Here is a 22,343-nt window from a genome sequence, read left to right as displayed (position 1 = left end):
GCATAAGCGACGTGGGAAGGGCAAAACCCCATAACGATCACGCTTTTCGGTAACGATCCTCGCCAGCGGGATAAATGCCTGTCATTGGCATGCCAAAATGGTGATAAATCGCAATCTGGAATACCTCTTACCTCATTGAGAGCTTAATCACAGAACAAAGCGCCTGTGGGCGCTATTTTTGGCATACCAATAGTATCCGGCTGTCCATCTTATTCAATAAAAGCCCTTTTACTGAGGTATTACCCTATGGCATTTCAGGAAAAACTGATCGACGCTCTGGGCAGTTTTGCCACCACGTTCAACAGCTATCGCTATATCCAGGCGATCAAGTCTGCGTTTATTACCTTAATGCCGGTCATCATTGTGGGGGCGTTCTCGGTACTGATCTCCAATATGGTGCTGGATCCGAAAAACGGCCTGGCGAGCTTTCAGTCGCTGTCGTTTCTGGCGGCGTTAAAGCCGATCACCAGCGCGCTCAACTATGCCACGCTTAACTTTCTCAACATCGGTGCGGTGTTTTTAATCGGCATTGAGCTGGGGCGTATTAACGGCATTAAGTCCCTGTTCCCCGGCCTGCTGGCGGTGATCTGCTTTATCTGCGTGACGCCAACCACGGTGGAAATGCTGGTGGACGGCGAGATGCACGTGGTGAAAGACGTGCTGCTGCGCCAGTTCTCCGATACCCGCAGCCTGTTCCTCGGCATGTTTATCGCCATCCTGTCAGTGGAGATTTACTGCTGGCTGGAAAACCGCAAGGGGCTGAAAATCAGGATGCCGGACACGGTGCCGCCGAACGTCGCCGCGTCGTTCTCTGCGCTGATCCCGGCCATTATCACTACCACCGCCATCGCCACCTTTGGCTTCGTGTTTCATCAGATTACCGGCATGTATCTCTACGACGCGGTTTACCAGGTGGTGCAACAGCCGCTGGAGCGCGTGGTGCAAAGCCTGCCGGGGATCCTGCTGCTGATGTTTGTCGCCCAGCTGTTCTGGGTGATTGGTATTCACGGCAACCAGATGATCAAGCCGATCCGCGAGCCGCTGTTGCTGGGGGCAATCACCGTTAACATGAGCGCGTTCGAGCAGGGCAAAGAGGTGCCAAACATCATCACCATGCCGTTCTGGGACGTCTATATGAGCATCGGCGGCTCCGGCCTGACCATCGGCCTGCTGATCGCCGTCATGATTGCCACCAAACGTAAAGAAATGAAGGAGATCGCTAAGCTCTCCATCGGCCCGGGTATTTTTAATATCAACGAGCCGGTGATCTTCGGGATGCCAATCATGCTCAACCCGATCCTGGCTATCCCGTTCATCATCACGCCGCTGGTGACGGGCTCGATTGGCTACTTTGCCACCGTGACCGGATTTGCCGGGAAAGCCGTGGTGATGGTGCCCTGGACCACGCCGCCGCTGATCAACGCCTGGCTGTCAACCGCGGGCTCCATGGGGGCGGTGATCACCCAGTTTATCTGCATCGTGACCGCGGTGATTATCTATCTGCCGTTTGTGAAAATTGCCTCACGCCGCGCAGAGCAGGCCGCGCTGCAACAAGCCACCGATAACGCATGAGGACCGGATGAGCATAAAACAGATAACTATACCGCAGGATTTTATGCTGGGCGCGGCGGCATCGGCCTGGCAGACCGAGGGCTGGAGCGGCAAAAAGCCAGGGCAGGATTCGTGGATCGATCTCTGGTTCAAGAACGATCGTCACGTCTGGCACAACGGCTATGGCCCGGCGGTGGCAACCGACTTTATTAATCGCTTCCGTGAAGACGTGGCGCTGATGAAGCAGGCGGGCCTGACGCACTATCGCACCTCGATCAACTGGTCGCGCTTTTTAACCGACTATGAAAATGCGACGGTAGATGAAGAGTACGCCGCCTATTACGACGCGCTGTTCGATGAAATGCACCGTCAGGGCATTGAGCCGATGATCTGCCTGGAACACTACGAATTGCCGGGCGTGCTGCTGGAAACCTACGGCGGCTGGGCGTCGAAGCACGTCGTCGAGCTGTTCGTTCGCTATGCGGAAAAAGTGTTTGAGCGCTTTCACGGCAAAGTCACCCGCTGGTTTACCTTCAACGAGCCGATTGTGGTCCAGACGCGCGTCTACCTTGACGCACTGCGCTGGCCCTATGAGCAGAACACCAGCACCTGGATGCAGTGGAACCACCATAAAGTGCTGGCGACGGCGAAAGTGGTGAAGCTGTTTCGCGAGAAAGGGTATGACGGCTCAGTGGGTTGTATTCTTAACCCGGAAGTGACCTATCCACGCTCGCGCGCACCGCATGACGTGCGAGCGGCAGAGATGTACGATCTGTTCTACAACCGCGTCTTTCTCGACCCACTGGTGCACGGGCGCTATCCGCAGGCGCTCTTTACCCTGCTGGCGCAGCATCAGGTGCAGTGGGACTACACGGCTGACGAGCTGGCGCTGATTGCCGACAACACCGTCGACGAGCTGGGCATTAACCTCTATTACCCGCATCGCGTCAAAGCCCCGTCCCGCGCCTGGCACCCGGAGACGCCGTTCCACCCGGCGTATTACTACGAGCCGTTCGAGCTGCCGGGGCGGAGGATGAACACCTCCCGCGGCTGGGAGATCTTCCCGCGCATTATTTACGACATGGCGATGCGGATTAAAAACGACTATCGCAACATTGACTGGTTTGTAGCGGAAAGCGGGATGGGTGTGGAGAACGAAGCGCAGTTTCGCAATCGCGACGGCATTATCGATGACGCGTACCGCATCGCGTTTATCAGCGAACATCTTTATTACACGCTGCTGGCGCGGGAGGCGGGGGCAAACTGTCACGGTTATATGCTGTGGGCCTTCACCGACAACGTCTCGCCGATGAACGCGTTTAAAAACCGCTACGGGCTTATTGAGATCGACCTTGAAAACCATCGCGCACGGCGGGCAAAGAAATCGGCGTCCTGGTTCCGCCAGCTGCGCGATGAGCGTGTGCTGACGCTCAGTGTTGACGATGAATGGAAGTAAGCCTTCTGGTAAAATAGCGCACAAACTGGCCGGGAGGACGTCCGGCCCGCGCATTAACTGAAAAACACAGGTGAAAACGTGGATAAGGCTGTCATCCTGCCGGAAAAAAAACAGTACCAGGAGATTGGCGAGGATTTACGGGCGCAGATTATCCAGGGGCATTATCCCGTGGGATCGCGTCTGCCGCCGGAGCGCAACATCGCCGAGACGTATGGCGTGAGCCGCACTATTGTGCGCGAGGCGCTGCTGATGCTTGAGCTTCAGGGGACGGTGGATATTCGCCAGGGGTCTGGCGTGTACGTGATGCGCATTCCGGAGGAGCATGAAAACGAGGAAGAGCGTTTTCTGAACAGTGACGTGGGGCCGTTTGAAATTCTCCAGGCGCGTCAGCTGCTTGAAAGCAACATTGCCGCCTTTGCCGCAAAAATGGCGACGCGGGCGGATATCGACAACCTGCGCCGCATCATCGAGCAGGAGCAACGGGCGATTGCCGCCGACGATCGCAGCCAGGACAACAACAAAATGTTCCACCTTGTACTGGCGGGGGCCACACAAAACCAGATGCTGCTGGCGACCGTTGAAAGCGTCTGGCATCACATGGACAGCAGCCCACTGTGGCAGCAATTCAACGGCCACATCGCCAGCCGCGCATGGCGGCTGAAATGGCTCGGCGACAGGCAAACCATTCTCGCTGCGCTCCGCCGCCGCGACGTGATGGGGGCGTGGCAGGCGATGTTCCAGCATCTTGAAAACGTCAAAAAGAGCCTGCTTGAGCTGTCAGACGAAGACGCACCCGATTTCGACGGCTATCTCTTCGAATCGGTCCCTCTTTTCCAGGGGAAGCTGGTGTGAATATACTGCCGCTTCACGCTGCGCCGCAGTTTACACAGCAGGTGATCGACTGGATCTGGTACGCGTTTGGTGAAGGTATGCCGCGTGCCTTTTTCCAGAGCATTGTCGAGCACAGCCTGACGCCGGGCGAGTTACCGCTCACCTTTATTGCCGTTGAGGATGACCAGCTGCTGGGCACCGTTGGGTTGTGGCGTTGCGATTTAATTTCCCGACAGGATCTCCACCCCTGGCTGGCTGCGCTGTATGTCGATGAAGCCGCCCGGGGAAACGGGCTGGCGGGAAAACTTCAGCAGCATGTTATCGGCTACGCGCGACGCGCCGGGTATCACGAGCTTCATCTCTGGTCTGCCTGCCGCGACTTCTACGAACGTTACGGCTGGCACTACATCGGCGATGCGCTGGAATACCCGGATAAAACCGTCCATCTCTATCGCTGTTCGCTCACGGCTTCCGCGGGCGATACCACCGAGTGACGGCGCACTAAGGTTGGGCTGAACAGGTGGGTAATTTCCGGTGGCGGGCGATGCTCGGCCAGCGCTAACGCCAGTTCTGCCGCCTGCGTTGCCATGGTTACAATCGGGTAACGCACGGTGGTCAGGCGAGGACGCACGTAGCGCGACACCAGCACATCATCAAAGCCAATCAGCGAAATTTCTGCCGGGACGTCGATCCCGTTATCATTCAGCACGCCCATTGCGCCGGCGGCCATGGAGTCGTTATAGCTGGCCACGGCGGTGAAATTCCGCCCGCGTCCCAGCAGCTCGGTCATCGCCTGCTCGCCGCCACTCTCATCCGGTTCTCCGTACGCCACAAGACGATCGTTGCAGGGCAGACCGGCTTCGCGCAGCGCGTCGTAATAGCCCTGAAGGCGATCTTCCGCATCGGAAATTGGGTGGTTGGAGCACAGATAACCAATTCGGGTATGGCCCTGCTGGATCAGGTGACGGGTTGCGAGCCATGCGCCGTAACGGTCGTCGAGCGCCACGCAGCGGGTTTCAAAACCGGGAATAATACGGTTGATAATCACCATCCCCGGCATCTGTTTCATCAGATGGATCAGCTCGGCGTCGGGGATCATTTTGGCATGGACCACCAGTGCCGCACAGCGATGACGGATCAGCTGCTCAATGGCCTGGCGCTCTTTCTGTTCATTGTGGTAGCCATTACCAATCAGCAGGAAATTTCCGGTGTGATAAGAGACTTGTTCTACGGCTTTGACCATCGCACCGAAAAACGGATCGGATACATCCCCGACCACCAGCCCGATGGTTTCTGTCGACTGCTGGGCAAGGGCGCGCGCGTTGGCGTTAGGGTGATAATTCAGGTTTTCCATGGCGTCCTGCACGGCCTGGCGCGATGCATCACTCGCTTTAGGGGAGTTGTTGATTACGCGGGAGACGGTCGCGACGGAAACACCGGCCAGACGAGCCACATCCTTAATTGTCGCCATTCAATACCTTCTTATAGGGGTAAGCGTTTACACACTAACTAGTGTTGCGGAAAAGCGGCGCGCATTCAAGGGGAGCGGGTGAGCGTCCTCTGCAAACGTGAAGCAGAACATCCCTCGCGGTGTAATCGTTACACGGCCAGTCATGTCTGAATAATGGTAATCTGAACCTTTAGTTACACTTTGCCTCAGGCTGTTGCGATTGTCCGTTAGCAACGATGCGTTATGAATTGCTAGAGTCGAGATCCCAGAGGTATTGATAGGTGGAATCAACTTCGGTTGATTAACACGATTTACACCAACCTGCGTTTTACGCAGGTTTTTTTTTGCCTGTAAGTTCAACCTGTAACGGCAAAAGAGAATATTCACACCTGGTTGCACTTCGGCTCATTCCCTTGCGTTTTCCCGCTGGCGAAGCCTGTCGCCGGAGGCCACAATCAAGATCCCAGAGGTATTGATTGGTGAGAATTCCTGGTACGTTTTCGTACTCTTCTCTTGCACCAACCTGCGCGGATGCGCAGGTTTTTTTTCGCCTCTGTTTTTGCTATCGCTCCCTCACTACTTCTCGTGTAATCTGCCACCATTTATACCTTTCACACTGGCTGGCAAAGGGAGTTGAAATGCTTTTTGGGTTCTTCCGCACACTGTTTCGTGTCCTGTTTCGCATCCGCGTGACTGGCGATACGCAGGCACTCTATGGCGAGCGTGTTCTTATCACACCGAATCACGTCTCTTTTCTTGATGGCGTATTGCTGGCGCTGTTTTTGCCCGTGCGGCCCGTCTTCGCGGTGTACAGCTCCATCAGTGAAAAATGGTACATGCGCTGGCTCAAACCGCTGATTGATTTTGTCCCGCTCGATCCAACCAAACCGATGATGATTAAACATCTGGTGCGTCTGATTGGGCAGGGGCGTCCGGTGGTTATCTTCCCGGAAGGGCGGATTTCAGTGACGGGCTCCCTGATGAAAATTTACGATGGGGCCGGTTTTGTCGCGGCGAAGTCTCAGGCCACCGTCGTGCCGCTACGCATCGACGGGGCTGAGCTGACCTTTTTCAGTCGTCTGAAAGGGCTGGTGAAGCAGCGTCTGTTCCCGAAAATTACGCTGCATATATTACCGCCGACGTCACTGCCGATGCCCGAGGCGCCGCGTGCGCGCGACCGCCGTAAAATCGCCGGGGAAATGCTGCACCAGATTATGATGGAAGCGCGCATGGCCGTTCGCCCGCGCGAGACGCTGTATGAATCGTTGCTGTCGGCCCAGTATCGCTACGGTGCGAAGAAAAACTGCATTGAAGACATCAACTTTACGCCGGATACCTACCGTAAGCTGTTGACCAAAACGCTGTTTGTCGGGCGTATCCTGGAAAAATACAGCAAACAGGGTGAAAAGATCGGCCTGATGCTGCCAAACGCGGGTATCAGCGCGGCGGTGATCTTTGGTGCCGTCTCCCGGGGCCGCATTCCGGCGATGATGAACTACACGGCGGGCGTGAAAGGGCTCTCCAGCGCGATTACCGCGGCGCAAATCAACACCGTCTTTACCTCCCGCCAGTTCCTGGATAAAGGCAAGCTGTGGCACCTGCCGGAACAGCTGACGCAGGTGCGCTGGGTGTTCCTGGAAGATCTGAAAGCAGACGTCACGACCGCCGACAAGCTGTGGATTTTCGCGCACCTGCTGATGCCGCGTCTGGCGCAGGTTAAGCAGCAGCCGGAGGATGATGCCATTATCCTCTTTACCTCCGGCTCTGAAGGCAACCCGAAAGGTGTGGTTCACAGTCACAAAAGCATTCTGGCGAACGTCGAACAGATTAAAACCATTGCTGACTTTACCGCCAACGATCGCTTTATGTCGGCGCTGCCGCTGTTCCACTCATTTGGTCTGACCGTGGGGCTCTTTACGCCGCTGCTGACCGGTGCCGAGGTGTTCCTCTACCCAAGCCCGCTGCACTACCGCATTGTGCCGGAACTGGTTTATGACCGTAACTGCACGGTGCTGTTCGGGACGTCCACCTTCCTCGGAAACTACGCGCGCTTCGCCAACCCGTATGATTTCTTCCGCGTGCGCTACGTGGTGGCGGGGGCGGAAAAACTCCAGGACAGCACGCGCCAAATCTGGCAGGACAAGTTTGGCCTGCGCATTCTGGAAGGCTATGGCGTGACGGAGTGCGCGCCGGTGGTCTCCATCAACGTTCCGATGGCGGCAAAACCCGGAACGGTTGGCCGCATTCTGCCGGGGCTGGACGCGCGTCTGCTGGCGGTGCCGGGTATTGAAGACGGCGGACGTCTTCAGCTGAAAGGGCCGAACGTCATGAACGGCTATTTGCGTGTGGAAAACCCGGGGGTGCTTGAGGCGCCGACGGCTGAGAACGTCAATGGCGAGGTTGAAACGGGCTGGTACGACACGGGCGATATCGTGCGCTTCGACGATCAGGGCTTCGTGCAGATCCAGGGACGCGCAAAACGCTTCGCCAAAATCGCCGGGGAAATGGTCTCTCTTGAAATGGTCGAGACGCTGGCGACCGCAGTCTCAGCAGAGAAAATGCATGCGACCGTGGTGAAAAGTGATGCCAGTAAAGGCGAGGCGCTGGTGCTCTTCACGACAGACGGTGAACTGAAGCGTGACGCGCTGCTCAGGTATGCACGCGAACACGGTATCCCCGAGCTGGCGGTCCCCCGCGATATTCGTTACCTCAAACAGTTACCGGTGCTGGGCAGCGGTAAACCCGATTTCGTGACCCTGAAGGGCATGGTTGAAGAGGCAGAACAGCAAAATGCGTGAGTCAGTGCACACTAACACTTCAATCTGGTCGAAAGGCATGATGGCGGTTATCGCCGCCCAGTTTCTTTCCGCGTTCGGCGATAACGCGTTGCTGTTTGCCACGCTGGCATTGCTGAAAGCTGAGTTTTATCCCGACTGGAGCCAGCCGATCCTACAGATGGTGTTTGTGGGTGCTTACATCGTATTTGCGCCGTTTGTCGGCCAGGTGGCGGACAGCTTCCCGAAAGGTCGTGTCATGATGTTTGCCAACAGCCTTAAGCTTCTGGGCGCGGCAAGTATCTGCTTTGGTATCAACCCGTTTGTCGGCTACACACTGGTGGGCATTGGTGCGGCAGCCTACTCCCCGGCGAAGTACGGTATTCTGGGTGAGCTCACCACCGGTGATAAGCTGGTGAAGGCCAACGGCCTGATGGAGTCCTCCACCATTGCGGCTATTCTGCTGGGTTCGGTGGCGGGTGGCGTACTGGCAGACTGGCATGTGCTCGCCGCGCTTGGCATCTGCGCCCTGATGTACGGTGGCGCGGTGATCGCCAACCTGTTTATCCCCAAACTGGCCGTGGCGCGTCCGGGGCAATCCTGGCGCTTCGGGCCCATGACCGGCAGCTTCTTCAACGCCTGCCGCGTACTGTGGCGTAACGGTGAAACACGCTTCTCGCTGATGGGCACCAGCATGTTCTGGGGGGCCGGCGTTACGCTGCGTTTCCTGCTGGTGCTGTGGGTGCCGGTGGCGCTGGGCATTACTGACAACGCCACGCCGACTTATCTGAATGCCATGGTCGCCGTCGGGATTGTTGTCGGGGCCGGGGCTGCGGCAAAACTGGTGACGCTGGAAACCGTCGCGCGCTGCATGCCTGCGGGGATCCTGATTGGCGTCGGCGTTCTGTTCTTCTCCCTGCAACATGCCCTATTGCCTGCCTATGCCCTGCTGTTGCTGATCGGCATGTTAGGCGGTTTCTTTGTGGTGCCGCTAAACGCGCTGTTGCAGGAGCGCGGCAAGCAGACCGTTGGGGCGGGTAACGCCATTGCGGTGCAAAACCTTGGTGAAAACATGGCGATGTTGCTGATGCTGGGGATTTACTCGCTGGCGGTAAAAGCAGGTGCGCCGGTCGTGGCAATCGGGGTAGGATTCGGCGCGCTGTTCGCGCTGGCGATTAGCGGGCTGTGGGTCTGGCAGCGTCGTCGTTGAATTGTGCTGCCTGATGCCCTCACCCCGGCCCTCTCCCACAGAGAGAGGGTGAAAACCCTAAAAACGGCAACGTGCGTTGCCGTTTTGCTTTTATTACGGTGCCGGGTAGGTATAAACCTGATGCACCGCTTCTATCTCCGCTAATACCTCTTCACTCAGGTTCAGATTGAAACTCTCAATATTGGTTTTCAACTGATCCATCGTCGTTGCGCCGAGCAGGGTACTCGCCACAAACGGCTGACGACGCACGAAGGCCAGCGCCATCTGCGCCGGATCGAGTCCGTGGCGTTTCGCGATATCCACGTAGGCCGCAACGGCTTTTTGCGTCTGCTCGCCGCTATAGCGGGTGAAGCGGCTGAAAAGCGTGTTACGCGCGCCAGCCGGTTTCGCGCCGTTCAGGTATTTGCCCGTCAGGGTACCGAAGCCCAGACAGGAGTAGGCGAGCAGCTCCACCTCTTCGTACTGCGTCACCTCCGCCAGACCCACTTCATAACTGCGGTTCAGCAGGCTGTACGGGTTCTGAATGGTCACGATGCGCGGCAGATCGTGTTTATCGGCCAGATGCAGATAGCGCATCACGCCAAACGCCGTCTCGTTGGAAACGCCGATGTAGCGGATCTTACCCGCCCGCTGGCACTCCGTGAGCGCTTCCAGCGTTTCCAGCAGGGTAACGGCCGGAGCACTTTCGTTCCAGGTGTAGCCAAGCTTACCGAAGCAGTTCGTCGGACGCTGCGGCCAGTGCACCTGATAAAGATCGAGATAGTCGGTTTGCAGGCGCTTGAGGCTTGCATCCAGCGCCGCACGGATATTCTTGCGATCGAGGATCTGATTAGGGCGGATCCCGGCATCGTTATTACGGGAAGGTCCGCTGACTTTGGAGGCGATGACCAGCTTTTCGCGATTGCCGCGTTTCGCCAGCCAGTTGCCGACATACGTTTCAGTAAGACCTTGTGTTTCCGGGCGGGGAGGAACGGGGTACATCTCCGCCACGTCAATCAGGTTAATGCCCTGGCTGACGGCGTAATCGAGTTGTGCATGGGCATCGGCTTCGCTGTTTTGTTCACCAAATGTCATGGTGCCCAACCCCAGTTGGCTGATCTCCAGAGCGCTGTGGGGGATACGATGATAATGCATAGCCGGTTTCCTTTTTTAGACATACAGACTGCGTCAGGAGCCTCCCGACAAAGGAATATAAACATGGCAGAGGGAAGGCAAAAGGGGAAGGAAAAAATCAAAAAGGCCAGCAAGCTACTGACCTTTATCTGTTTAACGCTCGATGATCTGGGAGACTTCGTCGCGATTAATCTGCATTTGATTGCCTTCGCGATCGCGGTAACTCACCAGACCGGTATCGTCGTCGACTTCGGGTTTGCCATCGGTCAGGATCATACGACCATCTTTCGTTGACATGACATAGTCGCTGCTACAACCCGATACCGCAAACGCTAAACCGACTGCTGAGATAATTACTGCCCATTTTTTCATCGTTCTCATCCTCACCTGGCTCGTATCAAATCATAGTGTAGTAATAACCTGATATTACGACAGGTGAAAGGGGGGAAATCTTAAAAAGGAGGAGATTATGTTAGCCGGAGCGCAAAATTAGTAAAAAACTATGTTTTCAACAGGAAGTGGCGTGCCAGCAGTGCCCCGGTGAAATTCTTTTTAAGATAGAAACCGCGCGGCAGCGTCAGGATCGGTTCGCCCTGTGCGCCTACCGCTTCAGTGAGCGCTTTGCTATTGGCGGCTTTAGGACGAAGTTGCAGCACTTCGCCATGCCGGGCGGTGATCCGCTCAACCTGTCCCAGCACAATCATGTCCATCAGCTCTTCCCAGTCCTGGGAAAGCAGTCTCTCCTCTTCATCATTCGGACTCCAGAGCAGCGGGGCGCCAACGCGACGCTCTGCCAGCGGGATCTGCCTGTCGCCCTCAACGGGTACCCACAACACCCGCTTCAGCTTATGCCTGACGTGGCTGGTTTCCCAGGTCACTCCGCTGTTACCCGTGAGCGGCGCAACGCAGACAAAGGTGGTTTCCAGCGGCCGCCCCTGGCTATCGATGGGGATCGTCTTCAGTTCCACCCCCAGCGCCGCAAAATCTTGCTCGGGTTTACTGCCCGCGCTTGCGCCCAGCCAGCGTTCCAGCAACACGCCGATCCAGCCCTTATCACGCTTTAGATCGTTGGGTATCGTCAACCCCGCCATCACGGCCAGCTCGCCCAGTGAATAGCCTGCCAGACGTTGCGCCTGCTGGAGCAACTGGGCTTCACTGACGGGAGGGGAGAGCAGTGGGGCGAGAGAATGCATACTAACAACCTTTTGATTAAAAAATGAGCTGATATTTTATCCCTTGTGGACAGAGTTTACCTTTTTCTGAGTGAATATCCCATGCGTATGATTTATTTCATCTTTTTTAGACTATAGCCCGTCGCGCCGCGGCTAAAAAACAGGTTGTGCAATTCTGGTCACTGACAATAAACAGGATCTTACACCATGTTATCCACAGAAAAATGGGATAACTGGGAATAACTGCCACTACTGTTTCAATTTACAGCCTTGACGTGCGATGAAAATCGAATTTTCACACAAATTGTGCCTAACTTATTGGCACAATCTGTGGATAAAACCGACGCTGTTCGATCTTTCATCAGCAGGAGGATCTTTGATGTGACGATCGTCACGTTAATCGCCTCTGGCACCCTTAATTACAATCTAATATTATGAATTTAAATGATTTATTATTGGCAGGGTAAATTGGCGTTTCGTCGGGTTACAAGGTTGTTCATCGGTAATTCCGCACTTCTTCACAACTATATCCACAGAAAAGGTGAATAAAAATGGTCTCTGTCGCCCGCATCTGTTTATAACTCCTCACTAAATTGTGAGTTATTCAAATGTTATTAGGTTGCAGGCCTGTAAGAGAGTGGTTTACCACCTCCCTGTAGTGTGAAACAATCATTCATATATCAGATTTAGTTTGGGGTAGTCCGGTGATTGATGACGATGGCTACCGCCCAAACGTAGGAATAGTAATTTGTAATCGTCAGGGCCAGGTGATGTGGGCCCGGCGATATGGTCAGCACTCCTGGCAGTTCCCGCAAGGCGGGATCAATCCTGGAGAGTCCCCAGAACAAGCGATGTACCGGGAGCTGTTTGAAGAGGTTGGTTTAAGCCGAAAAGATGTTCGTATTCTGGCTTCGACCCGCAACTGGTTGCGTTACAAGTTACCGAAACGTTTGGTGCGTTGGGACACAAAGCCGGTTTGTATCGGCCAGAAACAGAAGTGGTTTCTTTTGCAGTTGGTGGGCAACGATTCAGATATCAATATGCAAACCAGCAGCACGCCAGAGTTTGATGGCTGGCGCTGGGTAAGCTACTGGTATCCGGTTCGTCAGGTCGTGTCATTTAAGCGCGATGTATATCGTAGGGTGATGAAAGAGTTCGCAAGTGTCGTGATGCAGCTTCAGGAGACGCCTCCGAAGCCACAGAGCGCACCTGCCTGGCGACGTAAAAGAGGTTAAGCTACGCAAATCATGCTCACCCGCTTGCGAGAAATAGTTGAAAAGGTTGCCAGTGCGCCTCGCCTCAACGAGGCGCTGAATATTCTGGTGACGGACATCTGTCTTGCGATGGAAACCGAGGTCTGTTCGGTCTACCTGGCCGATCATGACCGACGTTGCTACTACCTGATGGCAACCCGCGGTTTAAAAAAACCACGGGGACGTACCGTCACGCTCGCGTTTGATGAAGGTATTGTTGGCCTGGTCGGGCGACTGGCGGAGCCAATCAACCTTGCCGATGCGCAAAAACACCCCAGCTTCAAATATATCCCTTCCGTCAAAGAGGAGCGGTTCCGCGCTTTCCTTGGCGTGCCGATTATTCAGCGCCGCCAACTGCTTGGCGTGCTTGTTGTCCAGCAACGAGAGTTGCGGCAGTACGACGAAAGCGAGGAGTCTTTCCTCGTCACGCTGGCAACGCAGATGGCTGCTATCCTCTCCCAGTCTCAGCTGGCAGCCCTTTTTGGGCAGTATCGTCATACCCGCATCCGCGCGCTTCCGGCCTCGCCGGGCGTCGCGATTGCCGAAGGCTGGATGGATGCCACGCTCCCGCTGATGGAGCAGGTCTATGAAGCCTCGACGCTGGATGAAGCGCTTGAGCGCGAACGGCTTACCGCTGCGCTGGAAGAGGCGGCGAATGAGTTTCGTCGCTACAGCAAACGCTTTGCCGCTGGCGCGCAAAAAGAGACGGCGGCTATTTTCGATCTCTACTCACACCTGCTTTCCGATGCGCGTTTGCGTCGTGAGTTATTTGCCGAGGTCGATAAAGGGTCGGTGGCAGAATGGGCGGTTAAAAAGGTCATTGAAAAATTTGCTGAGCAGTTTGCGGTGCTGACTGACGGTTATCTGAAAGAGCGCGCCGGCGATTTACGCGCGCTTGGGCAACGTCTGCTGTTCCACCTCGATGATACTATTCAGGGGGCGAACGCCTGGCCGAACCGGTTTGTGCTGGTGGCCGATGAACTCTCAGCGACGACGCTGGCTGAATTACCGCAGGACAGGCTGGCGGGCGTGGTGGTGCGCGATGGCGCTGCTAACTCCCATGCCGCCATTATGGTGCGCGCGCTTGGTATTCCGACCGTGATGGGGGCGGATATTCAGCCCTCCGTACTGCATCGCCGTACGCTGGTGGTGGACGGATACCGTGGTGAGTTGCTGGTGGATCCTGAACCGGTTCTCCTTCAGGAGTACCAGCGTCTTATCAGCGAAGAGAATGAATTAAGCAAGCTGGCGGAAGATGACGTCAACCTGCCCGCGCAGCTCAAGGGCGGTGAGCGGGTGAAGGTGATGCTCAACGCTGGCTTAAGCCCCGAGCATGAAGAGAAGCTCGGCAGCCGCATCGATGGCATCGGCCTCTACCGCACTGAAATACCGTTTATGCTGCAAAGCGGCTTCCCGTCAGAAGAGGAGCAGGTGGCGCAGTATCAGGGCATGTTGCAGATGTTTAATGACAAACCCGTCACGTTGCGCACCCTGGACGTCGGCGCGGATAAGCAACTGCCCTATATGCCCATCAGTGAAGAGAATCCCTGCCTCGGCTGGCGTGGGATCCGCATAACCCTCGATCAGCCGGAAATCTTCCTTATCCAGGTTCGTGCCATGCTGCGTGCCAACGCGGCCACGGGGAATCTCAGCATTTTGCTGCCGATGGTCACCAGTATTGACGAGATCGACGAAGCGCGGCGGTTGATAGAACGTGCAGGGCGCGAAGTGGAAGAGATGATCGGCTATGCGATCCCTAAACCCCGTATCGGCGTGATGCTTGAAGTGCCTTCGATGGTCTTTATGTTGCCGCAGCTGGCGACCCGCGTTGATTTTATCTCCGTTGGTACCAACGACTTAACGCAATACATTCTGGCAGTCGATCGCAACAATACGCGTGTTGCCAGCATCTACGATAGCCTGCATCCGGCGATGCTTCGTGCCCTGGCGATGATCGCCCGCGAAGCCGAGCAGCATAATATCGACCTGCGCCTGTGCGGTGAAATGGCCGGCGATCCGATGTGCGTGGCGATCCTGATTGGTCTCGGTTTCCGTCACCTGTCAATGAACGGACGTTCCGTTGCGCGTGTGAAATACCTGTTACGTCACATCGAACAAGATGAGGCGCGCGAACTGGCCGCGCGTAGCCTGGAAGCACAGCTGGCAGCCGAAGTGCGCCATCAGGTGGCTGCGTTTATGGAGCGACGCGGCATGGGCGGTTTGATCCGCGGTGGCCGCTGATCCCCACAAAATAATGACTGCTCGGACGACCCCTCTCCCTTGAGGGAGAGGGATGGGGTGAGGGAGAACTGCGCGCATGAACCCCTATACACATCTTTTACATCTCAGGCGCATCCTCCGCGCCTGCCTTATGCTATGATTCGCAACTTTGGAGCACCTGCCAACGGCGGGAATGCAATTCACCCGCTGTCCACTTTCAGCGGAATAACAACATCTTGTGGTGACAGATGAACAGTGGTTATCTGCATTTTCCGGAATTCGATCCGGTTATTTTCTCAATAGGACCTGTAGCGCTGCACTGGTACGGTCTGATGTACCTGGTGGGCTTCGTTTTTGCCATGTGGCTTGCTGGCCGTCGCGCCAGTCGTCCGGGCAGTGGATGGACGAAGAACGAAGTGGAAAACCTGCTTTATGCCGGCTTCCTCGGCGTATTCCTGGGAGGTCGCATCGGTTATGTCCTGTTCTATAATTTCCCGGTATTCCTGAACGACCCGCTCTATCTGTTCCGCGTCTGGGACGGCGGTATGTCCTTCCACGGCGGACTGATTGGTGTGATCCTCGTGATGGTGATCTTCGCCAGACGCACCAAACGCAACTTCTTCCAGGTGGCTGATTTTATTGCGCCGTTAATCCCGTTTGGGTTGGGCGCAGGGCGTCTGGGCAATTTCATCAACGGTGAGCTGTGGGGGCGTGTCGATCCGAGCGTGCCGTTTACCATGCTGTTCCCGGGCTCCCGCGCAGAGGATATCGCGCTGCTGCCTTCGCATCCTGAGTGGCAGTCCATTTTCGATACCTACGGCGTCCTGCCGCGCCATATGTCACAGCTCTATGAGCTGGCGCTGGAAGGCGTGGTGCTGTTCATCATCCTGAATCTTTATATCCGCAAACCGCGTCCAATGGGGGCTGTCTCCGGTCTGTTCCTGATTGGCTACGGCGCGTTTCGTATCATCGTCGAGTTCTTCCGCCAGCCGGATGCGCAGTTTACCGGTGAATGGGTACAGTACATCAGCATGGGGCAGATCCTCTCCATCCCGATGATTGTCGCGGGTGCCATTATGATGATTTGGGCGTATCGTCGTCGTCCACAGCAACAACTTTCCTGAGGAATCATGAAACAGTATCTTGAATTGATGAAAAAAGTGCTCGACGAGGGCACGCCGAAAAACGACCGCACCGGCACCGGTACGCTCTCCATTTTTGGCCACCAGATGCGCTTCAATCTGCAAGAAGGCTTTCCTCTGGTGACAACGAAGCGCTGCCATCTGCGCTCGATCATTCATGAACTGCTCTGGTTCCTGCAAGGCGATACCAACGTTGCTTATCTACATGAAAACAATGTCTCCATCTGGGACGAGTGGGCAGATGAGAACGGCGACCTGGGTCCGGTCTACGGCAAGCAATGGCGCGCGTGGCCTACCCCGGACGGCCGCCATATCGACCAGATCACGACCGTCATAAACCAGCTGAAAAATGATCCGGACTCGCGCCGTATCATTGTCTCTGCCTGGAACGTGGGTGAACTGGATAAAATGGCGCTGGCGCCTTGCCACGCGTTTTTCCAGTTTTACGTGGCGGACGGCAAGCTCTCCTGCCAGCTCTATCAACGCTCCTGCGACGTGTTCCTCGGCCTGCCGTTTAACATCGCCAGCTACGCGCTGTTGGTGCACATGATGGCGCAGCAGTGCGATCTTGAAGTGGGCGATTTTGTCTGGACGGGCGGTGATACCCACCTCTACAGCAATCATATGGAACAGACGCATCTCCAGCTGACGCGCGAACCGCGTGCATTGCCGAAGCTGGTGATCAAACGTAAACCGGACTCGATCTTCGATTACCGTTTTGATGATTTCGAGATTGAGGGTTACGACCCGCATCCCGGCATTAAAGCTCCTGTCGCCATCTGATACGGCAAATCCTGACACAACCGGTGCTCTTTAGCGCCGGTTTTTTTTCACGCCCGTTTTGTTTTTCGAGCCTGTTTCCAGAGATGATGCAACGCGTTGCAACGGGTGAAATTCTCCTGAAAGCGGCTCGTAAAGTTCTGGTTTGACGCTCGCACCCTTTCTGCTATTCCTCCACACTCCCGCCATGAAAAACGAACAAGGCTTTACGCTTATCGAAACCCTTATCGCCGTTTCGCTGGCAGTGATCCTCAGCGCCACAGGACTCTATGGCTGGGACAGCTGGCAGCAGCGGCAGCGGCTTTGGCAAACCGCCTGCCAGGTGCGGGATTACCTGGTGTTTTTGCGCAATGACGCCAACCGTCACAACAGCGAGCACAGGATCGCGCTGTATAACGACGGTGAAAAGAACTGTCTGGCCAGTTCAGCGGTGACCGGTTGTGACAGCGGCGGACCGTTCGTGATGAAGCCGATGTGGCCAGGGGTCACGATAAGCGACATAACACCTGCGCTGGGATTTTACGGTTTAAGAGATACCGCGTGGGCCGGACATATCCGGGTGCAGAGCCGCGCTGGTGGGTGGTGGGTTATTGTCTCAAATGGCGGACGTATCAGGCTGTGTAATGCCGCAGGAGAAGGTGCATGCCAGTAAATCGAAAAGGGTTTTCCCTGCTGGAAGTGCTGATTGCGATGACGATAAGCAGCATTCTGTTACTCAGCACGTCACGTTTTTTACCGGGGCTACAGCGGGGGGTTTTACTGCAATCCGGGCAGCAGGAGCTGGAGGATGAGGTCTGGCAACGTCTGTTCGCGGTCGGTAAACAGTTTCAGAGAGCAGGATACTGTGCAGGGCATTGCCAGGGACAGGGGATGATCATCGGCAGGCAAGGACGATGTGCGATTGTGCAATGGGATGCGAACAGCAACGGCCAGTGGGATAGCACCGCGTCAGAAAACGACAGTACGGGATTCCGGCTTGAGTCCGGATCGCTTGAAACGCTGCGGGGCGCCACATCCTGTGACGGTAAGGGATGGGATAAGCTCACCGACCCGGATCGGGTCCTGATAGAGCAATTTATGGTCACTAAAACCGATCGTGCTGGCTTTGCGCCGGTCATCAGTATCGAGCTGCGTGCCCGCCGTAAAGGTGAACTGACCGCCCCCTTTTCGGCTCGCCATACCGTAACGGGGTTTAATCTGTGAATCGTCAGCGGGGCATGTCATCGCTGGCGCTGGTCCTGCTATTGCTGGTGCTCGGCACGCTGATCCTCACCGGATTAAATCAGCGGTTGCAAACCTTTAGCACGCTGGTAAGTGGCGAGAGTTTGTCTGTTCGCCAGCAGGCTGCCGTGCAATCTGCACTGGAGTGGGGGCGCGTTCAGGAATGGGCTTTACAGCCAGAGGTTCAGTGCAAACAGACACAGCGTTTGCGGGTCTGTGTAAGGCTGTTTGGGGAGCGTGTTTTGCTTATTGCCGGCAATGACGATCTGTTGCTATGGCAAGGCGGGGACATCGCGGAAGGGCAGATACGCTTTTCCGCCCACGGCTGGAGTGATTTCTGCCCCCTTAAGGAAAGTACGCTATGTCAGTTACCCTGAGCAGACAAAAAGGATTTAGCATGGTGGAGGTTTTGCTGGCAATGATGTTGCTGGTTGTGGTTGTGACGGCGTTATCCGGATATCATCGCGCGCTGGCAGCCCGGTATACGGCGCTTAGCCAGTATCGTCAGCTATGGCATCATGCGTGGAATCAATCGCAGATCTCAACATTAACACTCCCGCCGGGCTGGCAAGTCAGTCGGGGGCAGACAACACAGTCCGGATGTGTCAGCATCACGGTCACACTTATTTCTCCTATGGGGCGGCAGGGCGCGTTAACGCGTCTGCACTGCCCGGTTAGCCGCTAGTCGGGAGCGTTTATGCTAAGGGTTTACCACTCAAATCGTCTGGATGTGCTGGAAGCACTGATGGAGTATATCGTTGAGCAAGAGCGTCTTGACGATCCGTTTGAGCCAGAAATGGTGCTGGTGCAGAGCACCGGTATGGCGCAGTGGCTGCAAATGTCCCTTTCGCAGAAATTTGGCATTGCGGCGAACATCGATTTTCCGCTGCCCGCGAGCTTTATCTGGGAGATGTTTGTTCGCGTCCTGCCGGACATCCCTGAGCAGAGCGCCTTCAACAAACAAAGCATGGCCTGGAAACTGATGACGCTGCTGCCGGACATGCTGGCGCGTGATGAGTTTGCCATGCTGCGGCACTACCTGAATGACGACACCGACAAGCGTAAACTTTTCCAGCTGGCCTCACGTACTGCCGACCTCTATGACCAGTATCTGGTTTACCGTGCAGACTGGCTGATTCGCTGGGAAGCAGGAGAATTAGTCGATGGGTTACCGGAAGCGCAAATCTGGCAGGCGCCGCTCTGGAAAGCGCTGGTCGAGCATACCGGGAAACTCGGTCAGCCTAAGTGGCACCGTGCTAACCTGTACGATCGCTTTATCTCGATACTTGAGAACAGCGCAGAACGGCCAGCCCGTTTGCCGTCACGCGTGTTCATTTGCGGTATCTCCGCGTTGCCCCCTGTCTACCTGAACGCGCTAAAAGCGCTCGGTAAGCACACTGATATCCATATCCTCTTTACCAACCCGTGTCGGCACTATTGGGGGGATATTCAGGATCCGCGCTGGCTTTCACGGCTGGTCACCCGTCAGAGAAAACGTCTCTTTGAAGAACGCGCGGTGCCGCTGTTTAAAGACAGTGAAAACGCGGCGCAGCTTTTTGATGAAGAGGGGATTCAGAACCTGCCGAACCCGCTGCTTGCCTCGTGGGGCAAGCTCGGACGTGACTATATTTATCTGCTTTCAGATATCACCTCCTCGGGAGAAGGGGATGTGGATGCGTTTGCCGATATTACGCCGGATAGCCTGCTGCACAATATTCAGCTTGATATTCTGGATTTAGAGAACCGTGCCGTTGCCGGGATCACTGCCGAGGAGTTTGCGCGAAGCGATAAGAAGCGAAAACTGGATCCTGACGATCGTAGTATCGCGATCCACGTTTGTCACAGCCCACAGCGTGAAGTTGAAATTCTTCATGACCGCCTGCTGGCCATGTTGCAGGACGACCCAACCCTGACACCGCGCGATATCGTGGTGATGGTGGCGGATATCGACAGCTACAGCCCGTTTATTCAGGCGGTATTTGGCAGCGCAACGGGCGACCGCTATCTGCCCTACGCAATCTCTGACCGTCGCGCTCGTCAGTCACACCCGGCGCTACAGGCCTTTATCAGCCTGCTTTCGCTGCCTGATAGCCGGTTTATCTCTGAGGATGTGCTGGCACTGCTGGATGTGCCAGTTCTGGCCGCACGTTTCAACATTAACGAAGAGGGGTTGCGCTATCTGCGCCAGTGGGTCAACGAATCCGGTGTCCGCTGGGGTATCGACGATGATAACGTCCAGGAGTTCGAACTGCCAGCAACCGGCCAGCATACCTGGCAGTTTGGGCTGACGCGCATGCTGCTGGGGTATGCAATGGAGAGCATCCACGGCGAATGGAATGACGTGCTGCCGTACGATGAATCCAGTGGGTTGATCGCGGAACTGGTTGGTCACTTAGCCACGCTGCTTATGCAGCTCAACCGCTGGCGCCGTGCATTGATGCAGCCCCGCCTGCTCGAAGAGTGGCTGCCAGTTTGCCGCGAAATGCTGAATGATTTCTTCCTGCCGGACAGCGAAACTGAAGCCGCCATGGCGCTTATCGAGAAGCAGTGGCAGGCCATCGTTGATGAAGGGGTTAATTCGCACTATCACGAGGCGGTTCCCCTTTCGCTTCTGCGTGATGAGCTGACGCAACGTCTCGATCAGGAGCGCATCAGCCAGCGCTTCCTTGCGGGGCCGGTGAATATTTGTACCCTGATGCCAATGCGTTCAATCCCGTTCAAAGTGGTCTGTCTGCTTGGCATGAACGACGGTATTTATCCGCGTGCGCTGCCGCCTCTGGGCTTTGATCTTATGAGCGCACAACCGAAGCGGGGTGACCGCAGCCGCCGCGATGATGACCGTTATCTCTTCCTTGAGGCGCTGATGTCTGCGCAAAGCAGGCTGTATATCAGCTATATCGGACGTTCAATTCAGGATAACAGCGAGCGTTTCCCGTCTGTGCTGGTGCAGGAGCTGGTGGACTACATTGGACAGAGCCACTATCTGCCGGGCGATGAAGCCTGCAACTGCGACGAAAGCGAACGTCGGGTGATAGCGCATATCACTTGCCACCATAGCCGTATGCCGTTCGATCCTGTCAACTACGTTCCTGATGAACTGCAAAGCTATGCCCGCGAGTGGCTTCCCGCCGCGAAGAAAGCGGGGACGCCGCAAACCGATTTTATTCAGGCGCTCGAACCGCGCGCTATAGACACCCTCACGTTTGAGCAGCTACAGCGCTTTTGGGCACACCCGGTTCGGGCGTTTTTCCAGCAACGCTTGCAGGTGAATTTCCGCTCTGAAGAGAGCGAAATCCCCGATGCGGAACCGTTTATTCTTGATGGGCTGGAGCGTTTTAAGCTTAATTCCCAGCTTCTGAATGCGCTGGTTGACGAAGAAGACGCCAGTAAACTGTTCCGACGTTACAGGGCGTCGGGATTACTTCCGTATGGTGCATTCGGTGAAATCGTCTGGGATGCCCAGTGCGAGGAGATGCGAGCGCTAGCTGACCGCGTTATCGCGTGTCGGCAGCCGGCGAGCAGCATTGAAATCGATCTCGATTGTAACGGTATGCACCTTAGCGGCTGGCTCACGCACGTGCAGTCTGACGGGCTGCTGCGCTGGCGCCCATCCATGCTCAGCGTTTCACATGGCCTGCAACTCTGGCTCGAACATCTTGTCTACAGTGCGAGTGGTCACGAAGGTGAAAGCCGGTTGTTTGTACGTAAGGACGGCGAATGGCGCTTCCCGCGGATGGAGCCTGAGCAGGCGTTGACGTACCTGTCGCTTTATATTGAAGGTTACCGTCAGGGCATGAACAAACCCCTGCTTTTGCTGCCTGAAAGTGGGGGGGCATGGATAAAAGCCTGTTATGACGCGCAGAATAATGCCATGTTAACGGATGAGGCTTCGCTCCAGAAAGCGCGCAGCAAGTTTTTGCAGGCCTACGAAGGGAACATGATGGTACGTGGCGAAGGTGACGATGTCTGGTATCAACGTTTATGGCGAACGCTGGAGCCAGAATATTTCGACATTATCACCCAGGAGGCGCAACGCTACCTGTTACCGTTATACAAATTTAATCAGTCCTGAGTGCTGTATAAAAATTGCGCAGTATGAGGTGTTCATTTATGATGCACCTCTTATCACGGACTGATGTACCCAAAGAAAGAGATGCTGGCGTGTCCAGC

19 protein-coding genes are annotated in these 22,343 nt (G+C 55.7%); 15 read left to right on the top strand and 4 right to left on the bottom strand.

The window, feature by feature from the left end; translation table 11 throughout:
• Positions 1–246 precede the first annotated feature (246 nt).
• From ACOTZD_RS05430 to ACOTZD_RS05415, 4 genes are all read left to right on the top strand, one after another.
• Positions 247–1,572, top strand: coding sequence for a PTS sugar transporter subunit IIC (locus ACOTZD_RS05430; protein WP_003862812.1), 1,326 nt, complete (start codon positions 247–249; stop codon positions 1,570–1,572).
• Positions 1,573–1,579: 7 nt separating this feature from the next.
• On the top strand, positions 1,580–3,007 hold the full coding sequence (locus ACOTZD_RS05425; protein WP_063401278.1) for a glycoside hydrolase family 1 protein: 1,428 nt from the start codon (positions 1,580–1,582) through the stop codon (positions 3,005–3,007).
• Between the two features lie 78 nt (positions 3,008–3,085).
• Positions 3,086–3,859: a GntR family transcriptional regulator gene (locus ACOTZD_RS05420; protein ID WP_003862809.1), complete on the top strand. Its 774-nt coding sequence runs from the start codon at positions 3,086–3,088 to the stop codon at positions 3,857–3,859.
• Positions 3,856–4,332 carry a GNAT family N-acetyltransferase gene (locus tag ACOTZD_RS05415; RefSeq protein ID WP_003862808.1) on the top strand — a complete coding sequence of 159 codons (477 nt, stop codon included), beginning with the start codon at positions 3,856–3,858 and terminating at the stop codon, positions 4,330–4,332. Before ACOTZD_RS05420 ends, ACOTZD_RS05415 begins: the two co-directional genes overlap by 4 nt.
• Here ACOTZD_RS05415 and galR read toward each other — a convergent pair.
• Positions 4,287–5,309, bottom strand: a complete 1,023-nt coding sequence (gene galR, locus ACOTZD_RS05410) for an HTH-type transcriptional regulator GalR (protein ID WP_003862806.1) — start codon at positions 5,307–5,309, stop codon at positions 4,287–4,289. The genes ACOTZD_RS05415 and galR overlap by 46 nt on opposite strands.
• Before the next feature lie 617 nt (positions 5,310–5,926).
• On the opposite strand from galR, the gene aas reads away from it, so the two are divergent.
• Complete coding sequence (gene aas / locus ACOTZD_RS05405; RefSeq protein WP_023314771.1) at positions 5,927–8,086, top strand: bifunctional acyl-ACP--phospholipid O-acyltransferase/long-chain-fatty-acid--ACP ligase; 2,160 nt, start codon at positions 5,927–5,929, stop codon at positions 8,084–8,086.
• Complete coding sequence (gene lplT, locus ACOTZD_RS05400) at positions 8,079–9,272, top strand: lysophospholipid transporter LplT (RefSeq protein WP_003862801.1); 1,194 nt, start codon at positions 8,079–8,081, stop codon at positions 9,270–9,272. The genes aas and lplT overlap by 8 nt, the downstream gene beginning before the upstream one ends.
• A gap of 93 nt (positions 9,273–9,365) precedes the next feature.
• Here the strand turns inward: lplT and ACOTZD_RS05395 are convergent, their stop codons facing one another.
• The 3 genes from ACOTZD_RS05395 to mutH all read right to left on the bottom strand — a co-directional run bounded on the left by ACOTZD_RS05395 (position 9,366) and on the right by mutH (position 11,578).
• Entirely contained in the window at positions 9,366–10,406 is a 1,041-nt protein-coding gene (locus tag ACOTZD_RS05395; protein WP_003862795.1) for an NADP(H)-dependent aldo-keto reductase, read from the bottom strand.
• Positions 10,407–10,538: 132 nt separating this feature from the next.
• Complete coding sequence (locus ACOTZD_RS05390; protein ID WP_003862794.1) at positions 10,539–10,757, bottom strand: YgdI/YgdR family lipoprotein; 219 nt, start codon at positions 10,755–10,757, stop codon at positions 10,539–10,541.
• Positions 10,758–10,885: 128 nt separating this feature from the next.
• Positions 10,886–11,578 (bottom strand): DNA mismatch repair endonuclease MutH, encoded by a 693-nt coding sequence (gene mutH, locus ACOTZD_RS05385; protein ID WP_003862792.1) that lies wholly within the window; start codon positions 11,576–11,578, stop codon positions 10,886–10,888.
• Positions 11,579–12,261: 683 nt separating this feature from the next.
• On the opposite strand from mutH, the gene rppH reads away from it, so the two are divergent.
• The 9 genes from rppH to recC all read left to right on the top strand — a co-directional run bounded on the left by rppH (position 12,262) and on the right by recC (position 22,245).
• Positions 12,262–12,792, top strand: coding sequence for an RNA pyrophosphohydrolase (rppH, locus tag ACOTZD_RS05380; RefSeq protein WP_003862791.1), 531 nt, complete (start codon positions 12,262–12,264; stop codon positions 12,790–12,792).
• Positions 12,793–12,804: 12 nt separating this feature from the next.
• Positions 12,805–15,051, top strand: a complete 2,247-nt coding sequence (gene ptsP, locus ACOTZD_RS05375; protein WP_045894997.1) for a phosphoenolpyruvate--protein phosphotransferase — start codon at positions 12,805–12,807, stop codon at positions 15,049–15,051.
• Between the two features lie 227 nt (positions 15,052–15,278).
• Positions 15,279–16,154 (top strand): prolipoprotein diacylglyceryl transferase, encoded by an 876-nt coding sequence (gene lgt / locus ACOTZD_RS05370; protein ID WP_003862787.1) that lies wholly within the window; start codon positions 15,279–15,281, stop codon positions 16,152–16,154.
• Between the two features lie 6 nt (positions 16,155–16,160).
• Positions 16,161–16,955, top strand: coding sequence for a thymidylate synthase (thyA, locus tag ACOTZD_RS05365; protein WP_003862785.1), 795 nt, complete (start codon positions 16,161–16,163; stop codon positions 16,953–16,955).
• 184 nt (positions 16,956–17,139) lie between these two features.
• The gene (locus ACOTZD_RS05360) at positions 17,140–17,604 is read left to right on the top strand and encodes a prepilin peptidase-dependent protein (RefSeq protein WP_003862783.1); all 465 of its coding nucleotides are present in this window, start codon (positions 17,140–17,142) and stop codon (positions 17,602–17,604) included.
• On the top strand, positions 17,595–18,155 hold the full coding sequence (locus ACOTZD_RS05355) for a prepilin peptidase-dependent protein (protein ID WP_003862779.1): 561 nt from the start codon (positions 17,595–17,597) through the stop codon (positions 18,153–18,155). The genes ACOTZD_RS05360 and ACOTZD_RS05355 overlap by 10 nt, the downstream gene beginning before the upstream one ends.
• A complete protein-coding gene (locus ACOTZD_RS05350; RefSeq protein WP_174401929.1) occupies positions 18,152–18,550 on the top strand; it encodes a DUF2509 family protein in 399 nt (132 codons plus the stop codon). The genes ACOTZD_RS05355 and ACOTZD_RS05350 overlap by 4 nt, the downstream gene beginning before the upstream one ends.
• Positions 18,535–18,858, top strand: coding sequence for a prepilin-type N-terminal cleavage/methylation domain-containing protein (locus ACOTZD_RS05345; protein WP_174401928.1), 324 nt, complete (start codon positions 18,535–18,537; stop codon positions 18,856–18,858). The genes ACOTZD_RS05350 and ACOTZD_RS05345 overlap by 16 nt, the downstream gene beginning before the upstream one ends.
• A 12-nt stretch (positions 18,859–18,870) precedes the next feature.
• Positions 18,871–22,245 (top strand): exodeoxyribonuclease V subunit gamma, encoded by a 3,375-nt coding sequence (gene recC, locus ACOTZD_RS05340; RefSeq protein ID WP_174401927.1) that lies wholly within the window; start codon positions 18,871–18,873, stop codon positions 22,243–22,245.
• Positions 22,246–22,343: the final 98 nt, after the last annotated feature.

Origin of the sequence: Enterobacter cloacae complex sp. SHL022 (assembly GCF_049237785.1) — a bacterium.
GTDB lineage: Bacteria > Pseudomonadota > Gammaproteobacteria > Enterobacterales > Enterobacteriaceae > Enterobacter > Enterobacter hormaechei_C.
Note: the sequence above shows the minus strand (reverse complement) of the source record. Positions and strands in the feature narration are given on the sequence as shown.